Genomic DNA, 23,688 nt, shown 5'->3' with positions numbered 1-23,688 from the left:
TGCCGCTCACTTCACCGTCAGGGTCAGGATCCTGTCGTCGCCCGCCTCCGGCGACCCGCGCCCGTCCGTCTCGCTCGTCACCAGCAGCAGCTTGTCCCCGCCGAGCGAGACCACCGTCCGCAGCCGCCCGTACTTCCCCTGGAGGAAGGCCTCGGGCTCCGCCACCGGAACGGCCCCCCTCAGCGGGATCCGCCACAGCCGCTCGCCCTTCAGCCCGGCCATCCACACCGAGCCCTCCGCCCAGGCGATCCCGCTGGGCGAGGCGTCGTCCGTCCTCCACACCGCCACCGGGTCGCGGAAGCCGGCTCTGCCGGCCTTCCCCTCCACCTCCGGCCAGCCGTAATTGCCGCCGGGCTCGATCAGGTTCAGCTCGTCCCAGGTGTTCTGGCCGAACTCCGCGGCCCACAGCCGTTTGTCCCCGTCCCAGGCCAGACCCTGCACATTGCGGTGGCCGTACGAGTAGACGACCGAGTCGGCCTCGGGATTGCCGTGCACCGGCTGCCCGTCCGGGGTCATCCGCAGGATCTTGCCGCCCAGCGACTTCCGGTCCTGCGCCAGCGCCTTGTCCCCGGTCTCCCCGGTGCCGGCATAGAGCATCCGGTCCGGGCCGAAGGCGATCCGGCCGCCGTTGTGCACGACCCCCTTGGGAATGCCCCGCAGCACCGTGTCCGGGGCGCCCAGCCGCTGCCCCGGCGGCCGCTGCTCGTCGTAGCGCATCCGCGCGATGCGGTTGTCGGACTCGGTCGTGAAGTACGCGTACACCAGCCGGTCCGAGGCGAAAGCGGGGGACAGGGCCAGGCCCAGCAGGCCGCCCTCGCCGCCCGGCGCCACTCCGGGCACCTCGCCGACCGGCGTGACCTCCCCGGTCGCCGTCCGGACCCGGCTGATGGTGCCCTTGTCCCGGGAGGCGACCAGCAGGTCCCCGTCCGGCAGCGGAGCCACCCCCCAGGGCGAGTCCAGACCCTTGGCCACCTCGCCCGACACCGTCACCGAACCCCGGGCCGGCGCAGCCGACGCCGACGGGCCCGTCGCGCCCGGCGAGGCCGTCCCCGCGGGCGGCGGCCCCGGTGGGGAGCCGCCCGTGGCCGCCGGTGCGCCTCCCGAGGCGGAACAGCCGGCCGTCAGCAGGACCCCGCACCCCGCCAGGGCGAACGCCGCCAGCACACCCCGACGCCGCGCGCGCCCGTACCCGTACTCGTATCCGTATCCGACCGCACCCGCATGCGGCGCTCCGCCGGCCCTGCCCCCGGTCCCTCGTACGTATCGCATGGTTCCGCTCCCCTCAGGTCCTCCGGTCCTGCCTTCCACCCCTCTCAACAGCTCCGAGCCGTCATCGAGTTCCGCCACTCGTACACTCGATCGAGTGGTTGCGTGGATCCGGCCGAACCCGCCGCCCGCCGCCGGCCAGCCGCCCCTGCCCCCAGCCCGCCGACTCAGTCCCAGGCCCCCACCGCCGCCGGCAGCGCCGCTATCTCGGCCAGCTCCGCCGCCGTCAGCCGCACCTCCGCCGCCCGGGCGTTCTCCGCCGCCCAGTGCGCCCGCTCCGCCCCCGGCACCGGCACCACGTGCGGCCCCTGCGCCAGCACCCACGCCAGCGCCACCTGCGCCGCCGTGACCCCGGGCCCGTGCCGCCGCGCCACCCGGCGCAGTCCCGCCACCAGCACCTGGTTCGTCGCCATGGCGTGCGCCGTGAATCGGGGGTGCCGGGCCCGTACGTCGGCGTCCTCGAACCCCTGCCCCGGAGTCAGCGTCCCGGTCAGGAACCCGCTCCCGAGCGGCATCGCGGCCAGCACCCCCACCCCGCGCGCCGCGCACCACGGCAGCAGCTGCCACGCCGCCTCCGGGGACCACACCGACAGCTCCGCCTGCACGGCCGTCACCGGGAACACCTGCTGGACCCGCTCCAGCTGCCGCAGGGTCGAGCGGTAGCCGCGGTCCCCGCGCCGCCCCGCCCCCGGCCCGGCCCCCGCGCCCAGCGCGCAGAACCCGAGCGCCCGTACCTTCCCCGCGCCCACCAGCTCCGCCATGGCGCCCCAGGTCTCCTCCACCGGGACGTCCGGGTCGACCCGGTGCAGCTGGTACAGGTCTATGACGTCGGTCCGCAGCCGGCGCAGCGAGGCGTCGCACGCCCGCCGCACGTACCCCGGCCGCCCGTCGGCCACCACGTGCTGCTCACCGGCGCGCAGCCCCACCTTGGCGGAGACGAAGGCGTCGCCGCGCCGCTCCCGCAGCGCCCGCCCGACCACCAGCTCGTTGGTGTAGGGCCCGTAGAGGTCGGCCGTGTCCAGCAGACTGGCGCCCAGGTCCAAGGCCGTGTGCACGGTGCGCAGCGACTCCTCGCCCCGGCGGCGCGAAGGCGCGTAGGCCCAGCTCATCGGCATGCACCCGAGCCCGATGGCCCCGACCGTCAGCGGCCCCGCCCCGATCGCCCTGCGCTCCACCCCTGAGTCCCCCTCCCGGTCCGGCCCTCAAACTAACGGCTTGATCCGGTTCCCTTCGCATAGCCTCGTGATCATGACTGCTGCGACCGGGGACGTCTGGCTCCCCTTCCCGGCCGAGGAGATCGAAGGTCTCCCCGGCTCCTTCCGCTACCGACGGTGGGACGGCGAGGAATCGTTCCCGGCCGACCCCGCGGACTGTGTCTTCTACGTCACCCCGTACATGAAGTCCCAGGCCGTGACGCTGCGCCCGTTCGCCCGCATGCCCGCCCTGCGGGTCGTCCAGACGCTCACCGCGGGCATCGACAACATCCTCGGCGGCCTCGGCGACCTGCCCCCGGGCGTCCGGCTCTGCAACGCCCGTGGCGTCCACGAGGCCAGCACCGCCGAGCTCGCCCTCACCCTCGTCCTCGCCTCCCTGCGCGGCATCCCCGGGATGGTCCGCGGCCAGGACCGCGAGGAGTGGCGCGGCGGCTTCTACGACGCCCTCGCCGACCGGTCCGTCCTGATCGTCGGCTACGGATCGATCGGCGCGGCCGTCGAGGACCGGCTGCTCCCCTTCGAGGTCGGGCCCGTCACCCGGGTCGCCCGCTCCGCACGGACCACCCCGCACGGGCCGGTGCACGCCCTCACCGAGCTGCCGCGCCTGCTGCCCGGCGCGGACGTGGTGATCCTGTGCACCCCGCTGACCGAGGACACCCGGGGCCTGGCGGGCGCCGGTTTCCTGGCCCGGATGAAGGACGGCGCCCTGCTCGTGAACGTCGCGCGCGGCCCGGTCGTGGACACCGCGGCGCTGCTGGCGGAGCTGGGATCCGGCCGGCTGCGCGCGGCGCTCGACGTCACCGACCCGGAACCGCTGCCGCCGGGCCACCCCCTCTGGCACGCGCCGAACGTCCTGATCACCCCCCATGTGGGCGGAAGCAGCTCGGCGTTCGAGCCCCGGGCGAAGCGGCTGGTGGCGCGGCAGCTCGCCCGGTTCGCCGCCGGGGAGCCCGTCGACAACACCGTCCTCGTCACCGGGTAGGCGTACGCGGGCGCAATACGGCGCACACGCAGCGCGACCACCCGAACGCGCATCGTGTCGACAACCCCGCAGCTGGTGACGGAGAGTAGAGAAACTATGTCGCTGAGTGACGAAAGTGGTGTATCGTCCGGAACCAGGGGCCGCGCCACGTACGTCTGGCGCTGGGGAGTGATCGGACACTTTGGGGGGCGACGGGCGATGCACGGCCAATGGACAAAGGATCCGACGCGGCAGAGCCGCCGAAGGCGACGCTGCCGGGACTGGACCGCGCCGGGACCAGCCGGCGAGGGGGACCGGTGAGCGCCCCGGGGGCCGCGTTCCTGACCCGCCCGCCCGTCGCGGGCGGCGGCAAGGGCCTGGCGGGGCAGCTCCTCCTCGCGGTCGTCAGCGGCGGGTACGCCGTGGGGGCCGCCCTCGGGTGGGGGTCCAACAGACTCGCCAACTTCATGGGCGACTTCGGCCTCAGTTCGGCCGGATTACTCGCGGCGGTCTCCTGCTACCACTACGCGCGGACCGTGGACCGCCGTGAACGCGGCGCCTGGCTGATGTTCGCCTTCTCCTCGTTCATGGGAGCCATCGGGAACACCGTCTGGGGCTGGTACGAGGTCGTCCTCGGCCAGAAGGTCCCCGAGCCCTCGCTCGCCGACTTCGCCTTCCTCTGCTTCGCACCGCCCGCCATCGTGGGCCTGCTCGTCCTCGCCAAACGCCCGGTCAACCGGGCCGGGTGGGTCTGCCTCGGACTCGACTCCTGGCTCATCGGCGGCTCACTGCTCACGCTCTCGTGGAGCCTGGCCCTCGCCAACGCCGCGCGCAGCGCCCAGTCCGGAGCCCCCGGCAGCGTCCCGCGCGCCGCTCTCTCGCTCGCGTACCCGCTCCTGGACATCGCGCTCGTCTCGATGGTCCTGGTCCTGCACTTCCGCCGTTCCGCGAACAACCGCTCCGCCGTCAACACGGCCATCGCGGCCCTCGCCCTCACCGTCCTGAGCGACGCGCTCTTCACCTCGCCGCTGCTGAACACCACCTACCGCTCGGGCGAGATCCTCGACGCGGGCTGGTTCGCGGGCTCCCTGCTGCTGGCGTACGCCCCCTGGGGCGCGCACCGGCCCGAGCCGCTGGACCGCGGCGCCCACCAGCGCGGCGAGCGCCCGCACAGCCGGCCCATCACCGGCTCGCTGCCCGCCCTCACCCCGTACCTCGCGGCCGCGGTCTGCACCCTCGGCATCCTCTACAACGTCGTCGACGGCCGGAAGGTCGACCGGATGGTCGTCTTCACCGGCTGCACCGTGGTCCTCGCCCTCGTCATCCGGCAGGGCATCATGCTCCTCGACAACATCGCGCTCACCCAGGAACTGGCCCAGAAGGAGAACCACTTCCGCTCCCTGGTCCAGGGATCGAGCGACGTGATCATGATCGCGGCGCCCACCGGGACCCTGCGCTACGTCAGCCCCGCCGCCGCCGGGGTCTACGGCCGGGAGGCGGAGGAACTGGTGGGCAGCGAGCTGGCCGCCCTGATCCATCCCGACGACCTCGGCCGCGTGGTCCACGAGGTACGCCGCTTCCTCGCCGCCCCGCCCGCCGAGGAGCCCACCACCCGCATCGAGTGCCGGTTCAAGTCGGGCGGCGGCGAGTGGCTCAACGTGGAGTCCACCGTCAACCGCCACCAGGGCGGCCTCATCCTCAACAGCCGTGACGTCACCGAGCGGGTCCGGCTCCAGGCGCAGCTCCAGCACAGCGCCGAGCACGACCCGCTGACGGACCTGCCCAACCGGGCGCTGTTCACCCGCCGGGTCCGCCAGGCGCTGACCGGCCGCCGGGCCGGGGACCACAGCACCGCCGTGCTCTTCATCGACCTCGACGGCTTCAAGGCGGTCAACGACACCATCGGCCACCAGGCGGGCGACGAGCTGCTCGTCCAGGCCGCCCACCGCCTCCAGGACGCCGTCCGGGCCGGGGACACCGCCGCCCGGCTCGGCGGGGACGAGTTCGCCGCGCTGATCCTCGGCGACGGCAGCCGCGACCGCGGCGCCCGGGAGTACCAGGTCCACGAGATCGCCGAGCGGCTGCGCACCACCCTCTCCCAGCCCTACCGCATCGCCGGCAGCGAGGTCCGGGTCGCCGCCAGCATCGGGGTGGCCTTCGCCGACCCCGGCATCACCCCGTCGGACCTCATGCGCAACGCGGATCTCGCGATGTACCGGGCCAAGGCGGGCGGCAAGGACCGCGTCGAGCTGTACGCCCCGCAGATGCAGGCCGAGGTGGTCCGCAAGGCGGAGCTGGCCGGGCGGCTGCGCACCGCCCTCCACGAGGGCGAGTTCGCCCTGCTGCACCAGCCCGTGGTCTCGCTGGGCACGGGGGAGGTCGCGGCGGTCGCCGCCCAGGCCCGCTGGCGTTCCACCCAGGGGATCCTCTTCACCCCGGCCGAGTTCCTCCGGGTCAGCGAGGGCGGCGCGGCCGGCGGGCCGGACAGCCCGCGCACCGCGGAACTGGGCCGCTGGCTGCTCGAAGAGGCCGTCGAGCAGGCCGCCGAGCGCCACCGGGCCGGGCACGACGTACCAGTGGCCGTACGGATGACCGCGCGGCGGCTGCTCGACCGGTCCCTGCCCCGGGGCTCGGTGGAGGCGCTGCTGAACCGGCACGGCCTGCCCTCCGGGGCGCTGGTGCTGGAACTGGCCGCCTCCGACCCCAGGGTCCCCTTCGACGAGCTGGAGCGCCGCCTGACGGCCCTGCACCGGCTGGGGGTACGGATCGCCCTCGACGGTTTCGGCAGCGGTTACGCAGCCATCAGCGCCCTGCGCCGGCTCCCCGTCGACCTGCTCAAGCTCGACCGGGGACTGGTCGAGGGCGTCGTCGAATCCGCCCGGCTGCACAAGATCACGGCGGGATTGTTGCGGATCGCAAATGACCTGGGCATGCAGTCCGTGGCGGACGGGGTGGACCTGCCCGAGCAGGTGGCCGCACTGCGCGCGATGGGGTGCACCCACGGCCAGGGAGCGGCCTTCTCCGGACCGCTCGACGAATACCGGCTGCGGCGCGCGCTCGTCAGGGGTACGTTCCCAGTACCGGGCGGTACGGCCCAGCCGGCCTTGGCCGGAGGGGCGTCCGGTGGCTCGATGGTCATCCATGGGGGCTCACATAATGAGACGCCCGTCCCACCCACTTGACATCCACCTCCCGCCGGAGGGAGGGTCAATGCCATGCGCACCCGAATTCTCGTACTTGGAAAGCGCGTCGGCTGAAGCGGGGACCTCCATGTCCCCGCTCAACGCTACCGACGCGCTCCCCTCGCTTGCCACCAGGCACGAGGGGTTTTTTGTTGCACTGGCACACGCCCCCGGTCGTGATCCGGGGGATCCCCGCTCCTCGTAAAACCCTCAGCTTCGAGAAGAGAATGCCGATGACCGAGCAGGCCTCCGGGGCCCACCATCCGCAGCCGCGGCCCCGTACGGGTGGACACCAGCCCACCGCAGTTGAGCACGTCACGGGCGCGCAGTCCCTCATCCGCTCTCTCGAAGAGGTGGGGTGCGACACCGTCTTCGGCATTCCGGGCGGCGCCATCCTCCCCGCGTACGACCCGATGATGGACAGCACGAAGGTCCGTCACATCCTGGTCCGCCACGAGCAGGGCGCCGGCCACGCCGCCACCGGATACGCGCAGGCCACCGGCAAGGTCGGCGTGTGCATGGCCACCTCCGGCCCGGGCGCCACCAACCTGGTCACCCCGATCGCCGACGCGCACATGGACTCGGTCCCGCTCGTCGCCATCACCGGCCAGGTCTCCTCCAAGGCGATCGGCACCGACGCCTTCCAGGAGGCGGACATCGTCGGCATCACCATGCCGATCACCAAGCACAACTTCCTGGTCACCAAGGCCGAGGACATCCCGCGGACGATCGCCGAGGCCTTCCACATCGCCGCCAGCGGCCGCCCCGGCCCCGTCCTGGTCGACATCGCCAAGGACGCCCTCCAGGCGAAGACCGCCTTCTCCTGGCCGCCGGTCATGGACCTGCCCGGCTACCGGCCGGTCACCAAGCCGCACGCCAAGCAGATCCGCGAGGCCGCCAAGCTCATCTGCCAGGCCAAGCGCCCGGTCCTGTACGTCGGCGGCGGCGTCATGAAGTCCGGCGCCACGGCCGAGCTGAAGGTCCTCGCCGAGCTGACCGGCGTCCCCGTCTGCACCACCCTCATGGCGCTGGGCTCCTTCCCCGACAGCCACCCGCTGCACGTCGGCATGCCGGGCATGCACGGCTCGGTCACCGGCGTCACCTCGCTGCAGAAGTCGGACCTGCTGATCGCCCTCGGCACCCGCTTCGACGACCGCGTCACCGGCAAGCTGGACAGCTTCGCGCCCTTCGCCAAGGTCATCCACGCGGACATCGACCCGGCCGAGATCGGCAAGAACCGCGAGGTCGACGTCCCGATCGTGGGCGACGCCCGCGAGGTCATCGCCGACCTGATCCAGGCCGTCCAGGCCGAGCACACCGAGGGCCACGCGGGCGACTACACCGCCTGGTGGAAGGACCTCAACCGCTGGCGCGAGACCTACCCGCTGGGCTACGACCTGCCCGAGGACGGCATGCTCTCCCCGCAGCAGGTCATCGAGCGGATCGGCGCCCTCGCGCCGAAGAGCACGATCTTCGCGGCGGGCGTCGGCCAGCACCAGATGTGGGCCTCCCACTTCGTCAAGTACGAGGAGCCCCGCACCTGGCTGAACTCCGGCGGCGCCGGAACCATGGGCTACGCGGTCCCGGCCGCGATGGGCGCCAAGGTCGGCATGCCGGAGCGCACCGTCTGGGCGATCGACGGCGACGGCTGCTTCCAGATGACCAATCAGGAACTTGCCACCTGCGCCCTGAACAACATCCCGATCAAGGTCGCGATCATCAACAACGGTGCGCTGGGCATGGTCCGCCAGTGGCAGACCCTGTTCTACAACCAGCGGTACTCCAACACCGTGCTGCACGCGGACGAGACCGGCCACGGCACCGTCGGCTCCCAGCTGGGTGAGTCCCTCGCCCCCCGCAAGGGCACGCGCGTCCCGGACTTCGTCAAGCTGTCCGAGGCCATGGGCTGCGTCGCGCTGCGCTGCGAGGACCCGGCCGACCTCGACAAGGTCATCGCCGAGGCCAACGCCATCAACGACCGTCCGGTCGTCATCGACTTCATCGTCCACGAGGACGCCATGGTGTGGCCGATGGTCGCCGCCGGCACCTCCAACGACGAGGTCATGGCAGCCCGGGGCGTCCGCCCCGACTTCGGCGACAACGAAGACGACTGAGCCGAGAGAGCCGAGAGAGAGAACGCCCCACATGTCCAAGCACACGCTCTCCGTCCTGGTCGAGAACACGCCCGGCATCCTGGCCCGGATCGCCGCCCTGTTCTCCCGCCGCGGGTTCAACATCGACTCCCTCGCGGTCGGCGTCACCGAACACCCCGACATCTCCCGCATCACCATCGTCGTGAACGTCGAGGACCTCCCGCTGGAGCAGGTGACCAAGCAGCTCAACAAGCTGGTCAACGTGCTCAAGATCGTCGAGCTGGAGCCGCACAACGCGATCGAGCGTGAACTCGTCCTGGTGAAGGTCCGCGCCGACAACGAGACGCGCTCGCAGATCGTCGAGATCGTCCAGCTGTTCCGCGCCAAAACCGTCGACGTCTCTCCGGAGGCCGTCACCATCGAGGCCACCGGCGGCACCGACAAGCTCGGCGCCATGCTCAAGATGCTGGAACCGTTCGGCATCAAGGAGCTCGTGCAGTCCGGCACGATCGCCATAGGGCGTGGCGGACGGTCCATCACGGACCGCAGTCTGCGCTCCCTCGACCGCAGCGCCTGACCCCCGCCGCCGCGCCGGACGACCGCCCCGGTTCCCCGGCTCGAATGGCGAGACCGACAAACTCAGATTCCGTTCCCCGCCGTACGGTGGGAGCAACACCAGCGCACCAAGGAGATATCCCAGTGGCCGAGCTGTTCTACGAGAACGACGCCGACCTGTCCATCATCCAGGGCCGCAAGGTCGCGGTCATCGGTTACGGCAGCCAGGGCCACGCCCACGCGCTGTCGCTCCGTGACTCCGGCGTCGACGTCGTCGTCGGCCTCAAGGAGGGCTCGAAGTCCAAGGCCAAGGCCGAGGAGCAGGGCCTGAAGGTCGTCCCCGTGGCGGAGGCCGCCGCGTGGGCGAACGTCATCATGATCCTGACCCCGGACCCGCTCCAGGCCGAGATCTACGAGGAGTCCATCAAGGACCACCTCAAGGAGGGCGACGCGCTCTTCTTCGGCCACGGCTTCAACGTCCGGTACGGCTTCATCAAGCCCCCGTCCCACGTCGACGTCGCCCTGGTCGCCCCGAAGGGCCCGGGCCACCTGGTCCGCCGTCAGTACGAGGAGGGCCGCGGCGTTCCGTGCATCGCGGCCGTCGAGCAGGACGCCACCGGCAAGGCCTTCGACCTGGCGCTCTCCTACGCGGCCGGCATCGGCGGCACCCGCGCCGGCGTCATCAAGACGACCTTCACCGAGGAGACCGAGACCGACCTGTTCGGTGAGCAGGCCGTCCTCTGCGGTGGCGCCTCCGCGCTGGTCAAGGCCGGTTTCGAGACCCTGACCGAGGCCGGCTACCAGCCGGAGATCGCGTACTTCGAGTGCCTGCACGAGCTGAAGCTCATCGTGGACCTCATGTACGAGGGCGGCCTGGAGAAGATGCGCTGGTCCGTCTCCGAGACCGCGGAGTGGGGCGACTACGTCACCGGCCCGCGCATCATCACCGACGCCACCAAGGCCGAGATGAAGAAGGTCCTCGCGGAGATCCAGAGCGGCGAGTTCGCCAACACCTGGATGGCCGAGTACAAGGCCGGCCTGCCGAAGTACAACGAGTACAAGAAGGCCGACGAGGCCCACCTGCTGGAGACCACCGGCAAGAAGCTGCGCAAGCTGATGAGCTGGGTCGACAACGACGAGAGCTGATCTCGCACACGGCGGGGCCGGGACGACAGTCCCGGCCCCGCCGCGCATCACCCCATCGGTGGAGGCAGCCGGGCGGGAGACGGCCGGAATAAAGCCGTCCTGTAGTGCGGATTATCCACCCCGGCCAATCCCGGACGGGTGATCCTTCCGTACAGGCGGAATTCCGGTACCGATCCGCCACTACACTGCTCAACACAACGCGTCAGGCCCACAGTGTCGTGCGTCTTCCACGCGGCTACCCCCTCCACCGCCTGCGGCCGTCGGGACGGCCGTCCGCACTGGACTTGTGAGGACCCACGTGAGCTCGAAACCTGTCGTACTCATCGCCGAAGAGCTGTCGCCCGCCACGGTGGACGCGCTCGGTCCGGACTTCGAGATCCGGCACGTCAACGGAGCCGACCGCGCGGAGCTGCTGCCCGCGATCGTCGACGTCGACGCGATCCTGGTCCGCTCCGCCACCAAGGTGGACGCCGAGGCCATCGCCGCCGCCAAGAAGCTGAAGGTCGTCGCTCGCGCCGGTGTCGGCCTCGACAACGTCGACGTCGCCGCCGCCACCAAGGCCGGCGTGATGGTCGTGAACGCCCCGACCTCCAACATCGTCACCGCCGCCGAGCTCGCCTGCGGCCTGCTCGTGGCCACCGCCCGGCACATCCCGCAGGCCAACTCCGCCCTGAAGAACGGCGAGTGGAAGCGGAGCAAGTACACGGGCGTCGAGCTCAGCGAGAAGACCCTCGGCGTCGTCGGCCTCGGCCGCATCGGCGTCCTGGTCGCCCAGCGCATGTCGGCCTTCGGCATGAAGGTCGTCGCGTACGACCCCTACGTACAGCCCGCGCGCGCCGCCCAGCTGGGCGTCAAGATGCTGACGCTGGACGAGCTGCTGGAGGTCGCCGACTTCATCACCGTGCACCTGCCCAAGACCCCCGAGACCCTCGGTCTCATCGGGGACGAGGCCCTGCACAAGGTGAAGCCGTCCGTCCGTATCGTCAACGCCGCGCGCGGCGGGATCGTGGACGAGGCCGCGCTGTACTCCGCCCTCAAGGAGGGCCGCGTCGCCGGCGCCGGCCTCGACGTGTACGCGAAGGAGCCCTGCACGGACTCCCCGCTCTTCGAGCTCGACCAGGTCGTCTGCACGCCGCACCTCGGCGCGTCCACGGACGAGGCCCAGGAGAAGGCCGGCATCTCGGTCGCCACGTCGGTGCGCCTCGCGCTCGCCGGTGAGCTCGTGCCGGACGCCGTCAACGTCCAGGGCGGCGTCATCGCCGAGGACGTCCGTCCCGGCCTGCCGCTCGCCGAGAAGCTCGGCCGCATCTTCACCGCCCTCGCGGGCGAGGTCGCGGTCCGCCTCGATGTCGAGGTCTGCGGCGAGATCACCCAGCACGACGTCAAGGTGCTCGAACTCTCCGCGCTCAAGGGCGTCTTCGAGGACGTCGTCGACGAGACGGTCTCCTACGTCAACGCCCCGCTGTTCGCGCAGGAGCGCGGCGTCGAGGTGCGGCTGACCACCAGCTCGGAGTCCCCGGACCACCGCAACGTGGTGACGGTGCGCGGCACCCTGTCGGACGGTCAGGAGGTGTCGGTTTCCGGCACCCTGGCGGGTCCGAAGCACCTGCAGAAGATCGTGGGCGTCGGCGAGTACGACGTGGACCTGGCCCTGGCCGACCACATGATCGTGCTCCGCTACACCGACCGCCCGGGCGTGGTCGGCAAGGTCGGGCAGCTGCTCGGCGAGGCCGGCCTGAACATCGCGGGCATGCAGGTCGCCCGCGCCGAGGAGGGCGGCGAGGCGCTCGTCGTCCTCACCGTCGACGCCGCGGTCCCGGTGGACGTCCTCGCGGCCATCTCGGCCGAGATCGGCGCCGCTTCGGCCCGTACGGTCAACCTCGGCTGACCGTCGCAGCGCATCCGCGAGGGCCCGGGACATCCGTCCCGGGCCCTCGCGCGTTCCCCCCGCCTTACGCGGCTCAGCGCACCGGCGCCACAGCGGCGCCGGCCGGCTCCGCCGCGGCCGGGACGGAGGCGGCGGCTCCGGTGCCCCGCGCCCGGGTCAGGGTGAGGACCGCCGCCGCGAGCAGCAGCGCCGCCCCGGCCCAGGCCGCGTACGCCATCCCGTGGACGAAGGCCTCGCGGGCCAGGCCCAGCAGTTCCGCGCCCGCCGCGCCACCGGTCTGCTGCGCGGTGGCCATCGCGCCGCCCAGGGTCTCGCGGGCCGCGGGGGCCGCGCCGGCCAGGTCGGAGCGGTAGACGGCGGTGCCGAGGCTGCCGAGCAGCGCCATGCCGAGGGCGCCGCCGAACTCCTGGCCGGTCTCCAGCAGGGAGGCGGCCGTACCGGCCTTCTCGGCGGGGGCCGAGCCCAGCGCCAGCTCCGAGACCAGCGTCATGACGGTGACGATGCCGCTGGCCAGTACCCCGGCGCCGGCCAGCACGAGCCACAGGGAGTCGGTGCCCGCCAGCGAGATCAGGCCGAATCCGGCGGCGGCCAGGACGAAGCCGCCCGCGATGACGTGCGCCCGGTCGGTCTTCTGGGCCAGGGCGGCGCCCACGGGGGCCGCGGCGCCGATGAAGAGGGAGGGCGCGAGGCTCCAGAGGGCCGCCTCCAGGGTGCCCATGCCGAGCACGGCCTGGAGGTACTGGGTGGTGAAGTACGCCGAACCCATCATGGCGAAGGCGGCGACGGTGTTGAGGCCGATGCCCGTTGCGAAGCCGCGGCCCCGGAACAGCGCCCGGCTGATCATCGCGTCCTCGCGGCGGCGCTGGCGGCGGACGAAGACGTACCCGGCGGCGAGACCGACGGCGAGGCAGCCGAGGGAGAGCGGCTCGAAGCCGTTGGCGGCGATCTCCTTGAGCCCGTAGACCACCGGCAGGACGGCGGCCGTCGACAGCGGGATGCTCAGCAGGTCGAAGCGGCCGGGCGCCGGGTCCTTGAACTCCGGTACCAGCACCGGGACCAGGACCAGCAGGAGCAGCATCGCGGGCACGTTGATCAGGAAGACCGAGCCCCACCAGAAGTGGTTCAGCATGACGCCGCTGAGCACGGAGCCGAGGGCGATGCCGCCGGTCATGGCCCCGGACCAGATGGCGATGGCCTTGCCGCGCTGCTTGTCGTCGCGGAAGAGGTTGCGTACGAGGGCCAGCGTGGACGGCATCAGCGTCGCGCCGCCGATGCCGAGCAGCACGCGGGCCGCGATCAGCATCTCGGCGCTGGTGGCGTACCCGGCGGCGACGGAGGCGAGGCCGAAGGCGGTCGCGCCCATCAGCAGCAGCTTGCGGCGGCCGATCCGGTCGCCGAGCGAGCCCATCGTGATCAGCAGGCCGGAGAGGGCGAAGGCGTAGCTGTCGAAGATCCAGAGCTGCTGGGTGGCGCTCGGGTCGAGTTCCCGGGTGATGGCCGGGATCGCGAAGTAGAGGACGGAGACGTCCATCGAGACCAGGAGCAGGGGCAGCAGGAGGACGGTGAACGCGGTCCATTCACGGCGTCCGGCGAGGTGCGCCGTAGCGGCGGGGTTCGTCATGAGGAGGACGGTACACACGTCTTAAACGCTTGTCTATGACGGTTGTATGGAACTTCCGTCTAGGACAGCTGTCTTGCTACGGTGGACGGCATGGGACATCGTGAAGATCTGCTCGAAGGCGCGAAGAAGTGCCTGGCCGAGAAGGGTTTCGTGCGCACCACCGCGCGGGACATCGTCAGCGCCTCCGGTACCAACCTGGCGTCCATCGGCTACCACTACGGCTCCAAGGACGCCCTGCTCACCCAGGCCTTCGTCGCCCTCATGGAGGAGTGGGGGGAGGGGGTGCACGCCTCCGGGCCCGGGGGGGCTGACGGTTCGCTGGAGCGGATGCGGTGGCTGTGGCAGGGGGTGCTGGACCAGCACGAGGCGACGGCGCCCGTCTGGGCCGCCAGCCTGGAGGTCGCGCTGAGCGGCGACCGGCTGCCCGAGGTACGGGCGCTGCTCGCCGCGTCACAGGCCGAGGGGCGCCGGGGGCTGATCTCGATGCTGACCGGGACGCCGGAGGAGGAGGTCACGGCTGAGGACGAGCGCACCCTCGGTGCCGTCTACCAGGCGCTCCTCAACGGCCTGATGGTGCAGTGGCTGTTCGACCCCGCGAGCGCCGCGACGGCGGAGGAGTTCACGGAGGGGCTGCGGCGGGTGGCGGAGGGGCTGACGCGCACGGCGGGCCCGCGGCGCGATCCGCAGGGGCCGCGGCCGGCGTGACCGTCGCCGGTCGCCGGTCGCCGGTCGCCGGTCGCCGGTGGTCCCGGCGGCCCGGTGGTCCGCGGCGGGTCAGCCGTGCAGGCGGGCCGACTTGAGGGCCATGTGGAGCAGGAGACGGTCCTCGCCCTCGTCCAGGTCGAGCCCCGTCAGCTGCTCCACTCGGCCCAGCCGGTAGTACAGGGTCTGGCGGTGGATGCCCAGGGCCGCCGCCGCGCGGCCCGCCTGGCCCGCGCAGTCGAGGAACACCTCGGCGGTACGGGCCAGTTCGTGGTGGGCCGGGGCAAGCAGCGACCGGGTCGCCGGGTCGTCCACCGGGTCCGCCGCCAGGGCGGCCAGCATCCGGTACGGGCCGATCTCCGACCAGCGAGCCACCGGCCCGAAGCGCGGCTGCGCGGCGGCCGCCCGGGCCGCGGCGGTGGCCTGCGCCCAGGCGCCGGGCAGCCCCCCGAGCCCCCGTACGGGCTCGGAAAGCCCGGCCGTCACCCCGTGCCCGGCGCCCGCCGCCGCGCCCGAGGCCGGCGCGCGGGGGAGGAGGCGGCCGATCGCCGTGAGGGCCGGAGCCAGGGCGTCCGGCGAGCGGAGGCGGAGCAGGACGGCGAGTACCGCCGGGCCCACCGCCGCCCCGCCCGGGTCCCCCGGGACCACGCACACCGCCGACGCACCCGGCACCGACGCCGGAGCCTCCCCGGACCACGGCGCCACGCACACGGCGGCGTGCACCCCCTCGGCCTCCGCCCCCAGCGCCAGCCGCAGCGCGGCCACCGCCATGTCCTGCTGCCAGCCCCGGCCGGCGGTGAGCACGGCCAGGAACTCCCGGGAGAGGTCGGCGCCCGCCTTGGCCTCCTCGGCGAGCAGCACCCCGATCCGCTGGGCCACCTCCATGGCCGCGGCCAGCGCCTCCGGCCCGGGACCGGGATCCCGGTCGAGGAGCCACACGTAACCCTGCACGATGCCCCGGTACCGCACGGGCAGGCAGATCCGCCCCCGGAAGACCCCCGCGTCGGGGGCCGCCGGGATCCGGACGGGGCCGGTCGCGCGGGCGATCCCGAACGCCTCGAACCAGGACCGGACGGCCGCCGTCGACTGGCGGGTGAGGATCGAGCGGGTGCGGACGGGGTCCATGGCGAGGTCGTCGTCGCTGTCGTGGGCGCCGAAGGCGATCAGACGGAAATCCCGGTTTTCCAGCGTGGCCGGGGCGCCGAGCAGCGCCGAGATCTCGTCGACCAGGTCCTGGTAATCGCCCTTCACGCGCCCATTCTCCCACCCCGCCGACCGCGCTTCAGACAGATGTATGAGATCAGGGACACGGATGCGTGACAGCTGTCGATGGCAGAGGATCGTGGAGATCCTTAGGTTTCACGGTGGTTTCACTTGCGTTTTCCTGACGGCCGCGGCCCACCCGTGCGGTGGCCGTATCCGCTTCTGCCACCCGTTGGAGGTGCCCCGTGCTGGGTCCCGTGATCCTCGCCGCCTCGCGCAGCGACAAGATGCGCCGAATCGTCTCCGCCGCCCCGGTGACCAAGCCCGTGGTGAACCGGTTCATCCCCGGTGAGACGGTCGACCAGGTCATCCCGATCGTCGAGGACCTCACGCGGCACGGCCTGGAGGTCACCCTCGACGTCGTCGGCGAGGACATCACCGCCGTGGAGCAGTCGCACGCCGCCCGCGACGCGTACCTCGAACTGATCGAGCGCCTCGCCGCGCTGGGCCTCGGCGAGTCCGTCGAGATGTCGGTCAAGCTCTCCATGTTCGGCCAGGCCCTGGAGGGCGGCCACGAGCTGGCCCTCGCCAACGTCCGCCCGGTCGTCGAGGCCGCCGCCGCCATCGGCACCACCGTGACCCTGGACGCCGAGGACCACACCACCCTCGACTCGATGTTCGCCATCCACGAGGAGCTGCGCCGGGACTTCCCCCGTACCGGCTGCGTGATCCAGGCCTACCTCTTCCGCACCGAGGCCGACGCCCGGCGCCTGGCCGCCGCCGGCAGCCGCGTCCGCATCGTGAAGGGCGCCTACAAGGAGCCCGCCGAGGTCGCGTACCAGGACAAGGCCGAGATCGACAAGGCGTACGTCCGGATCATGAAGATCCTGATGGAGGGCGACGGCTACCCGATGATCGGGTCCCACGACCCGCGCCTGATCGCCATCGGCCAGGAGCTGGCCCGCCAGGCGGGGCGCAAGCTGGACGAGTACGAGTTCCAGATGCTGTACGGCATCCGCAGCGAGGAGCACGTGCGGCTCGCCGCCGAGGGCCACCGGATGCGCGTCTACACGGCCTACGGCACCGACTGGTACGGCTACTTCATGCGCCGCCTCGCGGAGAAGCCGGCCAACCTGCTCTTCTTCCTCCGCTCGATGATCACCAAGAACTAGGCACCCCACTAGCTCAAGGAGTTACCAGCACCATGGATGCTGTCACCCAGGTCCCCGCGCCGGTCAACGAGCCGGTCCACTCGTACGCCCCGGGCAGCGCCGAGCGCGCCCGCCTCGAAATCCAGCTCAAGCAGCTGTCCGAGAACCCGATCGACCTCCCGATGACGATCAACGGGGTCAAGCGGATGGGCGGTGGCGAGCGCTTCGACGTCGTCCAGCCGCACGACCACAAGTCCGTCATCGGCACCTACGCCAACGCCACCGAGGCCGACGCCCAGGAAGCCGTCGACGCCGCCCTGGCCGCCGCCCCGGCCTGGCGCGCGATGTCCTTCGACGACCGCGCCGCGATCATCCTGCGCGCCGCCGAGCTGCTGGCCGGCCCCTGGCGCGAGAAGCTGGCCGCGTCCACCATGCTCGGCCAGTCGAAGACCGCCCAGCAGGCCGAGATCGACACCCCGTGCGAGCTCGTCGACTTCTGGCGCTTCAACGTCCACTTCGCCCGGCAGATCCTGGCCGAGCAGCCCGCGGCGAACTCCGCCGGCGTGTGGAACCGCAGCGACCACCGCCCGCTGGAGGGCTTCGTCTACGCGATCACGCCGTTCAACTTCACGGCCATCGCCGGCAACCTGCCGACCGCCCCCGCCCTGATGGGCAACGTGGTCGTGTGGAAGCCGTCCCCGACGCAGACCCACTCCGCGGTCCTGCTGATGGAGCTCCTGGAGGCCGCCGGCCTGCCCAAGGGCGTCATCAACCTGGTGACCGGCGACGGCATCGCCGTCTCCGAGGTGGCCCTGAACCACCCCGAGCTGGCGGGCATCCACTTCACCGGCTCGACCAAGACCTTCCAGTACCTGTGGAAGACGGTCGGCAACAACATCGAGAAGTACCGCTCCTACCCGCGCCTGGTCGGCGAGACCGGCGGCAAGGACTTCGTCGTCGCGCACCCGTCGGCGGACCGCGGCATCCTGAAGACCGCCCTGACCCGCGGCTCCTTCGAGTTCCAGGGCCAGAAGTGCTCGGCCTCCTCCCGCGCCTACGTCCCGGCCTCCATCTGGAACGACGGCTTCAAGGAGCAGTTCGCGGCCGAGGTCGACGGCATCGCCATGGGTGACGTCCGCGACCTGACGAACTTCATCGGCGCCGTCATCGACGAGCGCTCCTTCGCCAAGAACAAGGCCGCGATCGACCGCGCGAAGGCCGACCCGACCTGCACCATCGTCGCGGGCGGCACGTACGACGACTCGGAGGGCTACTTCGTCCGCCCGACCGTCATCGAGTGCACCGACCCGGAGAACGAGGTCTTCACGACCGAGTACTTCGGCCCGATCCTCGCGGTCCACGTCTACGAGGACGCGGACTACGACGCGATGCTCGCGCAGATGGAGAACGTCTCCGCGTACGCCCTCACCGGCGCCGTCATCGCGCAGGACCGCTACGCGGCCGCCGACACGATGGAGAAGCTCCGCTTCGCGGCGGGCAACTTCTACATCAACGACAAGTCGACCGGCGCCGTCGTCGGCCAGCAGCCCTTCGGCGGCGGCCGCGCCTCGGGCACGAACGACAAGGCGGGCGCCGCCTCGAACCTGCTCCGCTGGACCTCGACCCGCTCCATCAAGGAGACCCTGGTCCCGCCGACCGAGTACGGCTACCCCCACATGGGCTGACCGCCCCCGCCCCACCCCGCCCCCGCTCCGGTACCCCCAAGCCCGGAGCGGGGGCGGTCTCCATGTCCGGGGCCGCACGGCCGGGCCGCACGGCCGGGTCAGACCTCCACCAGGACCTGGTCCAGGGATTTGCGGGTCAGGTCCGGGACCTCGCAGTCGTCGGCGGGGTAGCCGATCGGCAGGACCGCGAAGGCCTTCTCGTTCTCGGGGCGGCCGAGGACGTGGGACAGGAAGCGCATCGGGCTCGGGGTGTGGATCAGGGCCGCCAGGCCGCTCAGGTGCAGGGCGGACAGGAGCATGCCGACCGCGATGCCGACCGACTCGTCGACGTAGTAGTGCTTGCGCTTCGTGCCGTCCGGGCCGAGCCAGTAGCGCTGCTGGAACACCACGAGCAGCGCCGGGGCGTCGGTGAGGTGGGTCTTCACGGCGTCGGTGCCGATGGGGCGCAGCGCCGCGAGCCACTCGTCGCCGAGGCGGCCGTCGTAGGAGATCTGCTCCTCCTGCTCGGCGGCCGCGCGGATCTGCCGGCGGATCGTCGGGTCCTTGACCAGGACGAACGTCCACGGCTGCTGGTGCGCCCCGGAGGGGGCGGTGGCCGCGCAGGCGATGGCGTCGCGGACGGCCTGGTCGGGGACGGGGTCCGGGGAGAAGTGGCGTACGGTGCGCCGCTCGTCCATGCGGGCCCGTAGCTCCGCCGCGCGCGCGAGGGATTCCTGACTCGGCATGCGCGCGGGCCGGTAGGCGACGGGCCGGTAGGGCTGGCCATGGGTCGGGGTCCACTGCTGGGTATGGGGCGACATGGCCAGATTTTCACGCGGTGGAACCCCTGTGGCCAGAGTCGCGTCCGCCACGGCTGTCCGTTGTGTACGGACAGGGGGGCTATGACCGTGACGAACGTCGGTCGATTCGTGGACCGGCCGGGCTGTTTCGACGCCCGCGACCCCGGCGGTCTCGGGACGCCGCCGCGCGGTGTCCTCGTACGGGCCGACAGCCCCGGCGGGCACACGGCCCGGGGCTGGACCAGGCCGGCCGCGCACCGGGTGCGGACCGTCATCGACCTGCGCAACGACGACGAGACCGGGGTGGACCACGCCCCCCGCCCGGCCGGGCCGACGCCCCTGCGGATCCCGCTCGCCGGCATCGGGCACCGGGACGTCCGGGGCGTGTGGTGAGGCACTCCGGGTTTCGCGGCCCCCGCGTATTTCCGGCCTTTCCCGGAACGCTTCCCCGACCGCGCCGCAGACTGGGGGGATGAACAGGACGTGGAACCGGCTCGTGCACACCGCGCAGCTCGATCCGGGTGAACTCGCGGGGATCCGGGCGCTGCTCGGCGCCGCCTTCGAGGGGAACTTCGACGACGCGGACTTCGAGCACGCCCTCGGCGGGATGCACGCCCTGGTCCACCGGGACGGCGAGCTCCTCGCGCACGGCAGTGTCGTCCAGCGCCGGGTGCTGCACCACGGCCGCGCCCTGCGCACGGGGTACGTGGAGGCCGTGGCGGTACGGGCCGACGTACGCCGGCAGGGGCTCGGCGGGGCCGTGATGGAGGCGCTGGAGGGGGTCATCGCCGGGGCCTACGTACTCGGCGCGCTCTCCGCCTCCGCGGCCGGGGCGGCGCTGTACGAGGGCCGGGGCTGGCGCCCGTACGCCGGGCGGATCGGGGTGCTCGGACCGCGGGGCCCCGAGCGGCTGCCCGACGAGGAGGGTACGACCTACGTGTGGACGCCGCCCGGCGGGGCCGTGCCGGACCCCGCCGGGCGGATCGACTTCGACTGGCGGGAGGGCGACGTGGTGTGAGAACCGCTAGCTGCCGCTGACGCTGGGGGCGCCCGTCTCGATGTGGCCCGTGTAGCGGCGCGACCAGGTGCCGTCCGCGTCGGCCAGGACCGTGAAGTCGTACCAGCCCTTGTGGTAGGCCACCGCGTTGAAGAAGTCCTCGCGCGAGGAGTTCGCCGGCACGGTGTACGTCCACGGCCCGTCGCTCCGGTAGGCGTTCGAGTGGATGGTGAAGGTGACCGGCGCCGACGAGCCGTTCGTCATCTTGAACCAGATCGCCATCTTCCCGGTGCCCTGCTCCACCGCGAAGCGGGAGGCGACCTCCAGGGCCCTGCCCGCCTTGTTCGCGTCGCCGATGAAGCGCCGCAGGAAGCGGTTCGGCCCGTACATGGAGATGTCGTACTGGCCGGTCCCGTTGGCCAGGCCGACGTTGAAGAAGTCCGTCGAGGTGGCGCCCGGCTCGACGGTGTACTGCCACGGGGTGGTGTCGCGGTGCTGGTGCGGGTGGATCGAGAAGTGCGCCGCCCGCTTGGCCGGCGCGCCCTGGTTCGCCATCGAGAACCAGGCCAGGATCTGCCCGGCCGCCCCGAACTCCAGCCGGTCGAGGTTGCCGTTGACCTGGTACGGGAGGGCGCGCGCCGGGCGGGTACCGGGCTCCTGCGCCGGGAGGGCGTTGTCCTGCGGGGCCGGGTTGGGCAGCGGGCCGCAGGTCGCCTGCCCGATCACCTTCGCGGTGGACGGCAGGCCGGAGGGGACACCGTAGACCGGGTTCTTGAAGTCGAAGACGCCGGTCAGGTCGCCCACGACCTTGCGCCGCCACTCGCTGATGTTGGGGCAGACGGCGGGGGTGCCCCGGGCCGCCGTCCAGGTCTCCATGAACCGCAGCACGGAGGTGTGGTCGAAGACCTCGGAGCTGACCCAGCCGCCACGGGTCCACGGGGACATCACGAGCATCGGCACGCGGAAGCCGAGGCCGACGGGGAGGCCGTCGATGTACTCGCCGGGCGTGCCGGGCGGTGCGACGGGCGGGGCGACGTGGTCGAAGAAGCCGTCGTTCTCGTCGTAGTTCAGGAACAGGACGGTGGAGTCGAAGACCTCCGGGTTCGCGGCCAGCGCCCGGTAGACCAGGTCGACGAAGTGCGCGCCGTCGCCGGGCGGGGCGTACGGGTGCTCCGAGAAGGCCTCGTTCGCCACGACCCAGGACACCTGCGGCAGCGTGCCCGCGACCACGTCCGCGCGGATCGCGGCGGCGATGTCGTCCGGGGTGGAGCCGGTGACCTTGGGCACCGAGGCCATGCCCCGGTCCCACAGCGGGGTGCCGGGGACGGCGTCCGTGAACTGCTTGAAGTAGGCGAGGCCGTTGTCCCCGTAGTTGTCCTGCGCGTTCTGGTAGACCTTCCAGGTCATCCCGGCCCGCTGGAGGGCCTCCGCGTACGTCTCCCAGGTCAGCCCGGACTCGTCGCCGCCGTCCTTGCTGGAGGGGTCGACCTTGCCGCTCCACAGGAAGGTGCGGTTGGGTCCGGTGGCGCTCAGCGTCGAGCAGAAGTAGGCGTCGCAGATCGTGTAGTTGTCGGCGAGCCCGTAGTGGAAGGGTATGTCGCCGCGGTCCAGGTAGCCGAGGGTGCGGGTGTTGCCGACGCCGGTGACGAAGTTGTCCATCCGGCCCTTGTTCCAGGCGGCGTGCTGCGAGGTCCAGCTGTGCGGCAGGTCGCCGGTGCACTGGGCCAGGGTCTCGCTGTCGGCGCCGCCGGCCGGCGGGGTGGCGGAGAGCTTCCAGGGGTACTGGCGGCCGCCCCAGTTGGGCTGGTTGAAGGTGCCCCAGCCGCCCGGGATGTTGCCGGCGGCGCGGTCGCCGAAGCCGCGGACGCCCTTCAGCCTGCCGAAGTAGTGGTCGAAGCTGCGGTTCTCCTGCATCAGGATCACGACGTGCTTCACATCGGTGATCGTGCCGCTCGCGGCGGCCGCGGCCGCCGACGCCGGCGTGAGCGCGGGCAGGGCCGCCCCCGCCACGAGCCCGGCGCCGATTCCCACGAAACCTCTGCGGCTGATGGGTGTCACTGGCTGCTCGCCTCCAACTCGAATGCCCCGCTGGCACATTGACGGCAAGAGTGGCGGCAGCCACCGCAAAGGTCTACATCCGTGCGGTAAGAACTCGGTGAACTTCCGGTTGGCTGGAATCAGTCCGTGAGACGGACCAGCATCTTGCCCAGATTGTCCCCCCGGAGCATGCCCTGGAAAGCCTCCACCGTGCGGTCGAAGCCCTGGACAACGGTGGTGTCGGGGCGCACCCGGCCGCTCTGCAGATGGGGGACCAGGAAGTCCTCCAGCTCATCTTGCAGATTGGTGTGATTTCGAACCAATACCCCTTCCAGGCGCAGCGACTTGTGGACGACCTCGAAGAGATTGCGCGGCGCGGCGGGGGAGCGGTCGCCGTTGTACATCGAGATCCCGCCGACCCAGGCGATCCGCCCGTACTCCCGCAGGACATCGATCGCCCCCTCCAGATGGTCCCCGCCCACGTTGTCCACGTACACGTCGATGCCGTCCGGGGCGGCCTGCGCCAGCTGCTCCCCGACCGGCCCGTCGTGGTAGTCGAAGGCGGCGTCGAAACCGAGGGCGCCGGTCAGGTGGGCCACCTTCGCCGCCGAACCCGCGCTGCCGATGATCCGGCGGGCGCCGAGCAGCCGGGCGAGGTGCCCGGTGGCCGTGCCGACCCCGCCGGCGGCCGCCGAGACGAACAGGTCCTCGCCCGGCCGCAGGACCGCCGTCCGGGTGAGGGCGGCGTACGCGGTCAGGCCGGTCCCGCCCAGGATCGACAGGTACGCCTCCAGCGGGACGCCCGCGTGGCCCCGGAGCCTACGGGTGCCGTCCACCCCCAGGGTGACCAGCGCGTGGGTGCGCCAGCCGGCGCGGTGGAAGACCAGGTCGCCCTCGGCGAGCCCCGGATCCCGGGAGGCGGTCACCCGGCCCACCGCGCGCCCTTCGAGCGGGGCGTGCAGGTCGAAGCCGTCCTCGCCGCCGTCCATCAGCCCGCGGTGGTAGGGGTCCACCGAGAGCAGCAGGTTCTCCACCAGGGCGGTGCCCGGGGCCGGTTCGGGGACCGGCGAGGAGACGTACGCGAAGCCGGAGGCGGCGGGGAAGCCGCTCGGGCGGGCGGTCAGGTGGACGGCGGAAGCGGTGTGCGTGGTCATGGCCACGACGGTAGGAAGGAATCCCCGGCCCGGGCAGTAGGTTGCCCTCATGGC

General features: G+C 72.0%; 18 protein-coding genes. 11 read left to right on the top strand and 7 right to left on the bottom strand.

Going from position 1 to position 23,688, the window contains the following annotated elements; all coding sequences use genetic code 11:
• Window positions 1-6 precede the first annotated feature (6 nt).
• Both ACZ6ZT_RS08130 and ACZ6ZT_RS08125 read right to left on the bottom strand, forming a co-directional pair.
• Complete coding sequence (locus tag ACZ6ZT_RS08130) at window positions 7-1,164, bottom strand: PQQ-dependent sugar dehydrogenase (RefSeq protein WP_469717276.1); 1,158 nt, start codon at window positions 1,162-1,164, stop codon at window positions 7-9.
• 269 nt (window positions 1,165-1,433) lie between these two features.
• Complete coding sequence (locus ACZ6ZT_RS08125) at window positions 1,434-2,441, bottom strand: aldo/keto reductase (RefSeq protein ID WP_469716667.1); 1,008 nt, start codon at window positions 2,439-2,441, stop codon at window positions 1,434-1,436.
• Window positions 2,442-2,514: 73 nt separating this feature from the next.
• Between ACZ6ZT_RS08125 and ACZ6ZT_RS08120 the strand changes: the two genes are divergently transcribed.
• The 6 genes from ACZ6ZT_RS08120 (at window position 2,515) to serA (ending at window position 12,305) form a co-directional block, all read left to right on the top strand.
• Window positions 2,515-3,462, top strand: coding sequence for a 2-hydroxyacid dehydrogenase (locus tag ACZ6ZT_RS08120; RefSeq protein WP_469716666.1), 948 nt, complete (start codon window positions 2,515-2,517; stop codon window positions 3,460-3,462).
• A 296-nt stretch (window positions 3,463-3,758) separates the two neighbouring features.
• A complete protein-coding gene (locus ACZ6ZT_RS08115; protein WP_469716664.1) occupies window positions 3,759-6,623 on the top strand; it encodes a putative bifunctional diguanylate cyclase/phosphodiesterase in 2,865 nt (954 codons plus the stop codon).
• A gap of 227 nt (window positions 6,624-6,850) precedes the next feature.
• Window positions 6,851-8,737: an acetolactate synthase large subunit gene (locus ACZ6ZT_RS08110; protein ID WP_469716662.1), complete on the top strand. Its 1,887-nt coding sequence runs from the start codon at window positions 6,851-6,853 to the stop codon at window positions 8,735-8,737.
• 31 nt (window positions 8,738-8,768) lie between these two features.
• The gene (gene ilvN / locus ACZ6ZT_RS08105) at window positions 8,769-9,293 is read left to right on the top strand and encodes an acetolactate synthase small subunit (RefSeq protein ID WP_030236168.1); all 525 of its coding nucleotides are present in this window, start codon (window positions 8,769-8,771) and stop codon (window positions 9,291-9,293) included.
• A 122-nt stretch (window positions 9,294-9,415) separates the two neighbouring features.
• Entirely contained in the window at window positions 9,416-10,417 is a 1,002-nt protein-coding gene (gene ilvC / locus ACZ6ZT_RS08100; protein ID WP_469716660.1) for a ketol-acid reductoisomerase, read from the top strand.
• Between the two features lie 298 nt (window positions 10,418-10,715).
• The gene (gene serA / locus ACZ6ZT_RS08095; RefSeq protein WP_469716658.1) at window positions 10,716-12,305 is read left to right on the top strand and encodes a phosphoglycerate dehydrogenase; all 1,590 of its coding nucleotides are present in this window, start codon (window positions 10,716-10,718) and stop codon (window positions 12,303-12,305) included.
• Window positions 12,306-12,378: 73 nt separating this feature from the next.
• Here serA and ACZ6ZT_RS08090 read toward each other — a convergent pair whose 3' ends face one another.
• A complete protein-coding gene (locus ACZ6ZT_RS08090; RefSeq protein WP_469716656.1) occupies window positions 12,379-13,926 on the bottom strand; it encodes an MFS transporter in 1,548 nt (515 codons plus the stop codon).
• Between the two features lie 90 nt (window positions 13,927-14,016).
• Here ACZ6ZT_RS08090 and ACZ6ZT_RS08085 point away from each other — a divergent pair, with 90 nt between their 5' ends.
• Complete coding sequence (locus tag ACZ6ZT_RS08085) at window positions 14,017-14,631, top strand: TetR/AcrR family transcriptional regulator (RefSeq protein ID WP_469716654.1); 615 nt, start codon at window positions 14,017-14,019, stop codon at window positions 14,629-14,631.
• A gap of 69 nt (window positions 14,632-14,700) precedes the next feature.
• Here ACZ6ZT_RS08085 and ACZ6ZT_RS08080 read toward each other — a convergent pair whose 3' ends face one another.
• Window positions 14,701-15,879, bottom strand: a complete 1,179-nt coding sequence (locus ACZ6ZT_RS08080; protein WP_469716652.1) for a PucR family transcriptional regulator — start codon at window positions 15,877-15,879, stop codon at window positions 14,701-14,703.
• A 197-nt stretch (window positions 15,880-16,076) separates the two neighbouring features.
• Here ACZ6ZT_RS08080 and ACZ6ZT_RS08075 point away from each other — a divergent pair, with 197 nt between their 5' ends.
• Window positions 16,077-17,003, top strand: coding sequence for a proline dehydrogenase family protein (locus ACZ6ZT_RS08075; RefSeq protein WP_469716650.1), 927 nt, complete (start codon window positions 16,077-16,079; stop codon window positions 17,001-17,003).
• A 32-nt stretch (window positions 17,004-17,035) separates the two neighbouring features.
• On the top strand, window positions 17,036-18,667 hold the full coding sequence (gene pruA / locus ACZ6ZT_RS08070) for an L-glutamate gamma-semialdehyde dehydrogenase (RefSeq protein WP_469716648.1): 1,632 nt from the start codon (window positions 17,036-17,038) through the stop codon (window positions 18,665-18,667).
• 98 nt (window positions 18,668-18,765) lie between these two features.
• On the opposite strand, the gene ACZ6ZT_RS08065 is transcribed toward pruA, so the two are convergent.
• Complete coding sequence (locus ACZ6ZT_RS08065; RefSeq protein WP_469716646.1) at window positions 18,766-19,467, bottom strand: nitroreductase family protein; 702 nt, start codon at window positions 19,465-19,467, stop codon at window positions 18,766-18,768.
• Between the two features lie 81 nt (window positions 19,468-19,548).
• Here ACZ6ZT_RS08065 and ACZ6ZT_RS08060 point away from each other — a divergent pair, with 81 nt between their 5' ends.
• Both ACZ6ZT_RS08060 and ACZ6ZT_RS08055 read left to right on the top strand, forming a co-directional pair.
• Entirely contained in the window at window positions 19,549-19,839 is a 291-nt protein-coding gene (locus ACZ6ZT_RS08060; RefSeq protein ID WP_469716645.1) for a tyrosine-protein phosphatase, read from the top strand.
• A gap of 79 nt (window positions 19,840-19,918) precedes the next feature.
• The gene (locus tag ACZ6ZT_RS08055; RefSeq protein ID WP_469716643.1) at window positions 19,919-20,464 is read left to right on the top strand and encodes a GNAT family N-acetyltransferase; all 546 of its coding nucleotides are present in this window, start codon (window positions 19,919-19,921) and stop codon (window positions 20,462-20,464) included.
• Between the two features lie 6 nt (window positions 20,465-20,470).
• Here the strand turns inward: ACZ6ZT_RS08055 and ACZ6ZT_RS08050 are convergent, their stop codons facing one another.
• Together ACZ6ZT_RS08050 and ACZ6ZT_RS08045 are read right to left on the bottom strand one after the other, a co-directional pair.
• Window positions 20,471-22,501, bottom strand: a complete 2,031-nt coding sequence (locus tag ACZ6ZT_RS08050; RefSeq protein WP_469716641.1) for a phosphocholine-specific phospholipase C — start codon at window positions 22,499-22,501, stop codon at window positions 20,471-20,473.
• 119 nt (window positions 22,502-22,620) lie between these two features.
• Window positions 22,621-23,634, bottom strand: a complete 1,014-nt coding sequence (locus ACZ6ZT_RS08045) for an NADP-dependent oxidoreductase (protein ID WP_469716640.1) — start codon at window positions 23,632-23,634, stop codon at window positions 22,621-22,623.
• Window positions 23,635-23,688: the final 54 nt, after the last annotated feature.

Source organism: Streptomyces sp. NPDC102258, assembly GCF_055584685.1.
This window is presented reverse-complemented; position numbering and strand designations above follow the sequence as displayed.

Excerpts from the sequence above, each read along its gene's own strand:
- ACZ6ZT_RS08120 (WP_469716666.1), top strand. The coding sequence starts at position 2,515 with ATGACTGCTGCGACCGGGGACGTCTGGCTCCCCTTCCCGGCCGAGGAG.
- ACZ6ZT_RS08110 (WP_469716662.1), top strand. The coding sequence starts at position 6,851 with ATGCCGATGACCGAGCAGGCCTCCGGGGCCCACCATCCGCAGCCGCGG.
- ilvN (WP_030236168.1), top strand. The coding sequence starts at position 8,769 with ATGTCCAAGCACACGCTCTCCGTCCTGGTCGAGAACACGCCCGGCATC.
- ACZ6ZT_RS08090 (WP_469716656.1), bottom strand. The coding sequence starts at position 13,926 with ATGACGAACCCCGCCGCTACGGCGCACCTCGCCGGACGCCGTGAATGG.
- ACZ6ZT_RS08085 (WP_469716654.1), top strand. The coding sequence starts at position 14,017 with ATGGGACATCGTGAAGATCTGCTCGAAGGCGCGAAGAAGTGCCTGGCC.
- pruA (WP_469716648.1), top strand. The coding sequence starts at position 17,036 with ATGGATGCTGTCACCCAGGTCCCCGCGCCGGTCAACGAGCCGGTCCAC.
- ACZ6ZT_RS08065 (WP_469716646.1), bottom strand. The coding sequence starts at position 19,467 with ATGTCGCCCCATACCCAGCAGTGGACCCCGACCCATGGCCAGCCCTAC.
- ACZ6ZT_RS08060 (WP_469716645.1), top strand. The coding sequence starts at position 19,549 with ATGACCGTGACGAACGTCGGTCGATTCGTGGACCGGCCGGGCTGTTTC.
- ACZ6ZT_RS08055 (WP_469716643.1), top strand. The coding sequence starts at position 19,919 with ATGAACAGGACGTGGAACCGGCTCGTGCACACCGCGCAGCTCGATCCG.
- ACZ6ZT_RS08045 (WP_469716640.1), bottom strand. The coding sequence starts at position 23,634 with ATGACCACGCACACCGCTTCCGCCGTCCACCTGACCGCCCGCCCGAGC.